General features: G+C 63.2%; 5 protein-coding genes. 2 read left to right on the top strand and 3 right to left on the bottom strand.

Going from position 1 to position 8505, the window contains the following annotated elements; all coding sequences use genetic code 11:
- Nucleotides 1–101: 101 nt before the first annotated feature.
- A complete protein-coding gene (locus VFO93_RS12400; protein WP_325134689.1) occupies nt 102–1253 on the top strand; it encodes a Gfo/Idh/MocA family oxidoreductase in 1152 nt (383 codons plus the stop codon).
- A 77-nt stretch (nt 1254–1330) separates the two neighbouring features.
- Here VFO93_RS12400 and VFO93_RS12395 read toward each other — a convergent pair whose 3' ends face one another.
- The 3 genes from VFO93_RS12395 to dxs all read right to left on the bottom strand — a co-directional run bounded on the left by VFO93_RS12395 (nt 1331) and on the right by dxs (nt 5284).
- On the bottom strand, nt 1331–1897 hold the full coding sequence (locus VFO93_RS12395) for a DUF4136 domain-containing protein (protein WP_325134688.1): 567 nt from the start codon (nt 1895–1897) through the stop codon (nt 1331–1333).
- Nucleotides 1898–2082: 185 nt separating this feature from the next.
- Nucleotides 2083–3063, bottom strand: a complete 981-nt coding sequence (locus VFO93_RS12390; RefSeq protein WP_325134687.1) for an aldo/keto reductase — start codon at nt 3061–3063, stop codon at nt 2083–2085.
- Between the two features lie 274 nt (nt 3064–3337).
- Nucleotides 3338–5284: a 1-deoxy-D-xylulose-5-phosphate synthase gene (gene dxs, locus VFO93_RS12385; protein WP_325134686.1), complete on the bottom strand. Its 1947-nt coding sequence runs from the start codon at nt 5282–5284 to the stop codon at nt 3338–3340.
- 330 nt (nt 5285–5614) lie between these two features.
- On the opposite strand from dxs, the gene VFO93_RS12380 reads away from it, so the two are divergent.
- Nucleotides 5615–8503 carry a TonB-dependent receptor domain-containing protein gene (locus tag VFO93_RS12380; protein ID WP_325134685.1) on the top strand — a complete coding sequence of 963 codons (2889 nt, stop codon included), beginning with the start codon at nt 5615–5617 and terminating at the stop codon, nt 8501–8503.
- Nucleotides 8504–8505: the final 2 nt, after the last annotated feature.

The raw sequence follows: 8505 nt of genomic DNA, 5'->3' as shown, positions 1-8505 counted from the left end.
CTCGCTCGCCAAGCTGGAGCTTGGCGTTACTGCCGAATAAGCTCGGCGTAACATAGCAGGCGCGGTGGGGGTAAGCCTTGGCAGTACTCTTATCTGCTGCTATGCCTGATTTTCGTTTCCCCACTGCCGATTCCCGCCGCGATTTTCTGCGCACGCTTTCGCTGGGCGTAGGCGCTACCTTGCTCGCGCCCAGTGCCTTTGCGCTGCCGCCCGAGCGCAGGCTGGGCGTGGCGCTGGTGGGCCTGGGCAAGTACAGCACCGGGCAGCTGGCGCCGGCCTTGCAGCAAACCAAGCTGTGTCGGCTGGTGGGCATCGCCACGGGCTCGCCCGCCAAGGCGGCCAAGTGGAAAGAGCAGTACCAGCTAGCCGACAAGAACATCTACAACTATAAGAACTTTGACCGCATCATCGATAACCCCGATATCGACGTGGTATACGTGGTGACGCCCAACGCGCTGCACGCCGAGTTTGCGGTGCGGGCGGCGCAGGCGGGCAAGCACGTCATGTGCGAGAAGCCGATGGCGACCACCGTGGCCGACGCCCGCCACATGATTGCGGCCAGCAAAAAAGCCGGCAAGCAGCTCAGCATCGGCTACCGGCTGCACTTCGAGCCGCACCACCAAGAGTTGATGCGCCTGGGCCAGACGCAGGCTTACGGCAAAATCAATAAGCTACTGTCCGACAACGGCTTCAAGTTCAACAACGACACGCCGTGGCGGGTGAGCAAGTCGCTGGCCGGCGGCGGGCCACTCATGGACATGGGCATCTACTGCCTGCAAGGCTGCCTCTACACCAAGGGCCAGGTGCCGCTTTCCGTCACGGCCAAGTTTGACCAGAAGCCGGATAATCCGCTGTTTCGGGAAGTGGAATCGGGCATGAGCTGGCAGTTGAATTTTGCCGATGGCAGCACCGCCGACTGCCGCACCAGCTACGCCGAAAACCTGAGCGGCCGCCTGCGGGCCGAAGCCGCCAACGGCTGGCTGGAGCTTCAGCCCGCCTTTGCCTACGGCGGCCTGGCGGGCCAAACCAGCAAAACGCCCAACCCGCTCGCCCTACCCAACATCAACCAGCAAGCCGCCCAGATGGACGATTTCGCCGCTTGCATCCTGCACAACAAGCCCACGCGCGTGCCCGGCGAAATGGGTTTGCGCGACGTGCAGCTGCTACTGGCCATCTACCGCGCCGCCGAAACCGGGCAAAAAATACCGACCAACGAGGTGCAGCAGCTCATCGACCGCACCCAGGCGAAATAAGTTGCGCGAACTTTGTAGTCCGCGTGCGCTAGCAGCCAGCCAGACGCACACGGACTACAAAGTCCGCGCAACTACCTCTACTTTGGCTGCACCGGAAACTGCTCAAACACTACTTCTACCGCCTTGAAAATCTGCTTAGTGGCTTTGGTTCGTACCCTGGGCAGCACGCTGGTGGTAGTGCCCTGCCACACCAGTTCCTTGCGCTGGGCATCGACCAACTCGATGGTGGCGGTGCCCTCCTGGTACTGGCCCACGGGCACGTCGCGGGCGTCCCAGTGGTAGTTGCGCTGGCCGATGTAGCGCGGCAGCGCATCGGTGCGGAAGTCGCCGGGCCGGGTCTGGGTGCGCTCTTCGGTCACCATGCCAATGTTGACCCACAAATCGGGCTGGGCGGCTTTGCGGTAGCCGCGGCGCTCCATCTCCTGCGTCACGGCGTATTTCAGGTCGAAGATGCCGGTACTCGAACGCTGAAACGCCGAGTCGTTGCGGGCCACCTCGTCCATGAAATTATAGGTCTTATAATTGGTGAAGTTGATGCCGGTTTTCTGGTCTACCTGCGTCAGCCGCTCGTTGGTAGAGCAGGCGGCGAAGCCGAGGGCCAGCGCGACAAGGGACGCTTTCAGGAGGCGAAGGGGCGCATTCATAATTAGTTGATTTTGCGAATGAACTAGCGTTAAGCTGTTTGCACTACACGTATACGGCTGTCATGCTCATCTGGCGTACGCGCAGCGAAGCATCTCTACCGCACCGTTGAACGATAATGGAGGAAGCGGCAGAGATGCTTCGCTGCGGTCAGCATGACAAGCGTATTTATCAGCAGTTTACTGGTCTACGAAAAGCCCAGCACCGGGTGCGGCTGGTACGGCTCCTCCAGTCGCTTTACTTCGTCGGCGCTCAGCTGCACGCCCACCGCCGCCACGGCATCTTCGAGGTGGCCCGGCTTGCTGGCCCCCACGATGGGCGCCGTAATCACGGGCTTCGAGAGCAGCCAGGCCAGCGCGATTTGGGCGTTGGGCAGGCCCCGCTCCTGCGCGATTTCGCTCACGCGGTCGGCCACCGCAAAGTCATCGTCGCGGCCGTAGAGGCTTTTACCAAACGCATCGGTTTTGGCGCGCTCGGTTTCGTTGCGCGCCTTCGAGCGGCCACCCGTGAGCAGCCCCCGCGCCAGCGGCGACCACGGAATAACGCCGATTTTCTGGTCCTGGCACAGCGGTAGCATCTCGCGCTCCTCCTCGCGGTACACGAGGTTGTAGTGCGGCTGCATGCTCACGAAGCGCGTCCAGTTGTGCTTGTCGGCCAGGTACAGGGCCTGGGCAAATTGCCAGGCAAACATCGACGACGCACCGATGTAGCGCGCCTTGCCGGCCTTCACCACGTCGTGCAGCGCCTCCAGCGTTTCCTCGATGGGCGTGTCGTAGTCCCAGCGGTGAATCTGGTAGAGGTCGACGTAGTCGGTGCCCAGGCGCGTGAGGCTGGCGTCGATGGCGCTCATAATGTGCTTGCGCGACAGTCCTTTATCGTTCGGCCCCGGCCCCATCGGGTTGAATACCTTAGTAGCCAGCACTACCTCGTCGCGCCGGGCAAAGTCGCGCAGGGCGCGGCCCACCACCTCTTCGCTCGCGCCGTTGGAGTACACGTCGGCGGTATCGAAGAAATTAATTCCCAATTCAAGGGCTTTCTGAATGAAGGGTCGGCTTTCCTCCTCCTTCAAGGCCCAGGGCCAGCGGTCGGTGGGCGTGCCGTAGGTCATGGTGCCCAGGCAGATTTTAGAAACGTGGAGGCCGGTGGCCCCAAGGCGGGTAAATTCCATAGCGTAGTGCGGGCGGCTGGGCGGCCGGCGGTAAGTGAACCTGGTTATACGGCCTGGGCCTGGTCGCTGGCTCACTTTTTAGCTGGGAACCAGCACGCTAGTATTACATATGTCACTCAGTTATTTGTTAATAAAAAAGCCCCGCAGCATCAGCTGCGAGGCTTCTTCTGATTCCGCATTTATGGCCTGCGCGGGGTAGAGATGCATACTTGCGTCTCGTCGTTGTTAAGGCTCGCCGAACGAGAGACGCAAGGATGCGTCTCTACACCCGCCGCTAGCCCAGCAGCCGCTCGCGCTCGGCCTCGGCCACCTTAGCGCTCATTTCGCGCACTGCCTTGGCGATGCCTTCGGCATCGAAGCCGCATTCTTTATAAAGCTGGTCCTGGGTGCCGTGCTCCACCACGCGGTCGGGGATGCCGAGGCGCTTGACGGGCACGCTCACGCCCTGCTCGCTGAGAAACTCCAGCACGGCCGAGCCGAAGCCACCTTGCAGGCAGCCGTCTTCCACGGTCACGATGGCGCGGTAGCGGCGGGCTACGGCCAGCAGCATTTCCTCGTCGAGCGGCTTGCAGAAGCGCATATCGTAGTGGCCGGCGTCGAGGCCTTCGGCGGCGAGCGCCGCCGTGGCCTTCGTGGCGTAGTTGCCAATGTGGCCGATGCTGAGGATGGCCACGCCGCCCGCCTCGCCCTCGCGCACCACGCGGCCCGTGCCGATGGCCACGCGCTGCAAGGGCGTGCGCCACTCGGGCATCACGCCCTCGCCGCGCGGGTAGCGAATGCTGAACGGCCCCGCGTTTTCGGGCAGTTGGGCGGTGTACATGAGGTTGCGCAGCTCCTGCTCGTTCATCGGGGCGCTCACTACGATGTTGGGGATGCAGCGCATGAAAGCCAGGTCGTAGCAGCCGTGGTGGGTCGGCCCGTCGGCCCCGGCGAAGCCGGCGCGGTCGAGGCAGAACACCACGTGCAGGTTTTGCAAAGCCACGTCGTGGACCACCTGGTCGTAGCCGCGCTGCATGAAAGACGAGTACACGTTGCAAAACGGCACCAGCCCCTGCGTGGCCAGCCCGGCCGAAAACGTAACGGCGTGCTGCTCGGCAATGCCCACGTCGAAGGCCCGCTCGGGCATGGCGGCCATCATAATATTCATCGACGAGCCGCTGGGCATGGCGGGCGTCACGCCCATGATTTTGTCGTTGGCCTCGGCCAGCTCCAGCAGCGTGTGGCCGAAGACGTCCTGGTACTTGGGCGGCTGCGGGCGGTCGGGGACTTTGGTAAAAATCTCGCCCGTGATTTTGTCGAACAAACCCGGCGCGTGCCACAGCGTCTGGTCTTTTTCGGCCAGCGCGTAGCCCTTGCCCTTCACCGTGACGCAGTGCAGCAGCTTGGGGCCAGGAATGGCTTTCAGGTCGTTCAAAACGGCTACCAGGTGCTGCACGTCGTGCCCATCAACGGGGCCGAAGTAGCGGAAATTCAGCGCCTCAAACAGGTTGCTTTGCTTTAGCAAAGTAGCCTTCATGGCAGCTTCTACCTTGCGGGCAATCTGCTGGGGGTTAGGGCCAAACTTGGAGAGCTTGCCCAGCACGTTCCACAGCTCGTCGCGCACTTTGTTGTAGGTGCGCGAGGTGGTGATGTCGGTGAGGTATTCCTTGAGCGCGCCCACGTTGGGGTCGATGCTCATGCAGTTGTCGTTGAGCACGACAATCATGTTGTTGCGCAGTGAGCCGGCCTGGTTGAGCGCTTCGAAGCTCATGCCGGCCGTCATCGAGCCATCACCGATAACGGCAATGTGTTGGCGGTCAAACTCTTTCTTATAATCAGAAGCCACCGACATGCCCAGCGCCGCGCCGATGCTGGTGCTGCTGTGGCCCACGCCGAAGGCGTCGTAGGGGCTTTCCGACATCTTGGGGAAGCCCGACATGCCGCCGTAGCGGCGGTTGGTGGGGAAGCGGTCGCGGCGGCCGGTCAGGATTTTGTGGCCGTAGGCCTGGTGGCCCACATCCCACACCAGCTGGTCGTAGGGCGTGTTGAAAACGTAGTGCAGCGCCACCGTGAGCTCGACCACGCCAAGCGAAGCCCCGAAGTGCCCGCCGTAGATGCTCACCGTGTCGATGATGAACTCGCGCAGCTCGGTGCTCACTTGCACCAACTGCTCGGGGCTGAGCTTTTTAAGGTCGTCGGGCGAGGAAATCGCCGCCAGCAGCGGACCGGGTTCAATTGTCATCAGGCGGAGGTGGGCGTGGTGAGGCAGCGGGTAAACTGCGGGGCCAACTAATTAGTTGGCCGGTTGCTTCAAAGGTACGACAAGCCGGGGCGGGCGGTTCTCACTTTGAAACGCAAAGTTAATGCGCGGGCGCGACTGCCGCGCAGTAGCGCGGACTTTTAGTCCGCGAGCGACCGGGTTTACTTGCGGGCTGAAAGTTCGCGCTACGCGCGCCCGTTTGCCCGGCTTGGTCGGGGAAATCCGCTTTCCGACCGAACCTAGCCAAAAACAATGGCCCCGCCGTGCAACTATTGCACCCTGGCTGCGCACTTTGGTCGATAGCCATTTTTTATGAACAAGCATTCTTTACTTCCTGCCCTGCTCGCTGCCACGTTTAGCGCGCCGCTGCTGGCGCAGGGCCAGGGCGCGCCGGGCGGCGCGCGCCCCGCCACGGCCGCGGCGGCCGTGCCGCGCCCGGCGGGCGGCCGCATCACGGGCACCGTGACGGAGGCCGCCACGGGTAAGCCCGTGTCCTACGCCACGGTGTCGGTGCTCGACGCCTCGGGCAAGTCGGTGAACGGCGGCGTGGCCGGCGACGACGGCCGCTTTGTGCTGCCGGGCATTCCGGCCGGCACCTACACGGTGCAGGTCACGTTTTTGGGCTTTAAGGAAGAGTCGCGGCCGGGCGTGGTAGTGGAGCCGGGCGGCACGGTGGCGCTGGGCAGCATCACGCTGGGCGCCTCGGCGCAGGCCTTGAAAGAAGTAGTAGTAACGGGCCGCAAGCAGCTCATTGAGGAGCGCGTGGACCGCACCATCTACAACGCCGACGTAGACAAAACCACGGCTGGCGGCGACGCTACCGACGTGCTCAAGCGCGTGCCGCTGCTGAGCGTGGATTTGGACGGCAACGTGAGCTTGCGCGGGAGCAGCAACATCCGGGTGCTGATTAATAACAAGCCCTCGACCATCGCGGCCAGCAGCATTGCCGACGCGCTGAAGCAGATTCCGGCCGACCAGATTCAGACCGTGGAAGTCATTACCTCGCCCTCGGCGAAGTACGACGCGGAGGGCTCGGGCGGCATCATCAACATCGTGCTCAAGAAAGATGGCAACCTGCGCGGCGGCTCGCTGGGCGCCGATGTGGGCGCGGGCCTGCGGGCTACCAACCTGGGCCTCAACGGCAGCTACCGCACTGGCAAGATGGGCTTTTCGCTGGGCGGCTTCGGGCGGGCCAGCTACAACCAGCCGGGCAGCTTCGCCAACGACCAAACGGCGTATAAGACGGACGGCACGCCGCCGTCGACCAACCGCCAGACGGCCGACACACGCCGCAACGACATATTTGGGCGCTACACGCTGGGCTGGGACTGGGACATTGACAAGCACAACTCGCTGAGCGCCTCGGTGGCCTACGGCCTGCGCAACAGCTACAACTACCAGGACCGCCTGACCCGCGTTTCGTCGAATGCCGCGCTCAACGACGTGCGCAACGTGAAAACCACCGACGAGTCGGCCACCGTGGATGCCAGCCTCAACTACACCCACACCTACGAAACGCCGCAGCGCGAATTCAGCATCCTGACGCTGTACAGCCGCAACAACCGCACGAACAACTTCCTCAACGACATCCTGGGCGGCAGCGACTACGCCACTACCAGCCGCCGCCGCAACGACAACGATAGCTACAACCAGGAGATGACGGCGCAGTTTGACTACCAGACGCCGACCCTCAAAAACCAGCTGCTGGAGCTGGGCGTGAAGGATATCTACCGCCGCGTAAACAGCGAGTACGCCTACTTTCTGACCACGGGCAACAACGATAACTTCGTGCTTGACCCCACGCAGGAAGCCAACAATTTCAACTACCGCCAGAACGTGGCCTCAGGCTACGTAACCTACACCGTGGGGCTGCCCAAAGGCTTTACCCTGAAGCCGGGCGTGCGCTACGAGTACACGACGATTAACGCCGAATTTTCGCAGGGAGCCAATAAAAACCCCGACATTCCGAACTACGGCGTGCTGGTGCCGAGCGTGAACCTCTCGCGCCGCTTCGACAATGGCAACGTGCTGAAGCTGGCCTACAACCGCCGCATCCAGCGCCCCTCGCTGCAATTTCTAAACCCCAACCGCCTGGCTCCTAACCCACTCCAAGCCACGATAGGCAACCCGGAGCTGCAACCCGAATACACCAATAACTACGAGCTGGGCTACAGCACGGTAGTGAAGCAAAAGGTCAACCTGAACATGTCGGCCTTTATGCGCAACACGCGGGGCTCGATTCAGGGCGTGCGCCGCACCAGCGCCAACGGCGATACCATCATCACCAACTACTTCAACGCGGGCAAGGAAGACGCCTACGGCGCGAGCCTTTTCGCCAGCGTGAACGCGGGCAAGCTGACTTTGAACGGCGGCGTGGACTCGTACTACGCCGTGCTCGACAATCAGAACTCCGACCGGCTTTATGCGGCCCGCAACACGGGCTTCGTGGTGAGCGGCCGCGCCCAGGTTTCCTACGCGCTCAGCAAGCAGTGGGCCATCCAGGGCTTTGGCTTCTACCGCGGGCAGCAGGTGCAGCTGCAAGGCTACCAGAGCGGCTTCGGCATCTACAGCCTCAACATCCGCCGCAACTTCGCCGACGGGCGCGGCGGCATCGGCTTCGGGGCCGAAAACTTTTTCACGGGTAAGATTACCATTCGCAACGAGGTGAACACGCCCCTGCTGGCCCAAACCAGCAGCAACGTTATTCACAACCTCAACTTCAAAGTCAACCTCAGCTACCGCATCGGCAAGCTGACCGTAGACCAGCGCCGCAGCCGCAAAGGTGTAAGCAACGACGACCTGAAAGACGGCGGCGGGGGCGGCGACTTCAGCGGCGGCGACACGGGCGGCCAAGGCGGTGGTGGTGGCCGCTCGGGCGGCGGCCAGGGTGGCGGCCAGCGCCCCACCGGTGCCCCGGCTGGTGCCGGCCAACGCCCCGGCGCGGCCGGCCAGCGCCCCGGCGCACCCACCGACAGCACCCGCACCACGGCCCCGGCCGACACCACGGGCGGCCGCCCGGCCACCGCGCCCGCCAATGGCACGGTGCCGGCCCCAACCCAGCCCGCCGATAGCACTGCCACACCTGCTACCCAGCCGGCCGTGAAGCCCCAAAACACGACCGCGCCGGTAGGCCAGCCCTCGCCGGGCACTACCTCGCCGGGCGGCATCACACCGGCAGGCAGTCCCGGTGGGCGGCCGTAGTC

The organism is Hymenobacter sp. (assembly GCF_035709525.1).
Taxonomy (GTDB): Bacteria; Bacteroidota; Bacteroidia; order Cytophagales; family Hymenobacteraceae; genus Hymenobacter.
This window is presented reverse-complemented; position numbering and strand designations above follow the sequence as displayed.

Coding starts and splice junctions, on each gene's coding strand:
- VFO93_RS12400 (WP_325134689.1), top strand. CDS start 102: ATGCCTGATTTTCGTTTCCCCACTGCCGATTCCCGCCGCGATTTTCTG.
- VFO93_RS12395 (WP_325134688.1), bottom strand. CDS start 1,897: ATGAATGCGCCCCTTCGCCTCCTGAAAGCGTCCCTTGTCGCGCTGGCC.
- VFO93_RS12390 (WP_325134687.1), bottom strand. CDS start 3,063: ATGGAATTTACCCGCCTTGGGGCCACCGGCCTCCACGTTTCTAAAATC.
- dxs (WP_325134686.1), bottom strand. CDS start 5,284: ATGACAATTGAACCCGGTCCGCTGCTGGCGGCGATTTCCTCGCCCGAC.
- VFO93_RS12380 (WP_325134685.1), top strand. CDS start 5,615: ATGAACAAGCATTCTTTACTTCCTGCCCTGCTCGCTGCCACGTTTAGC.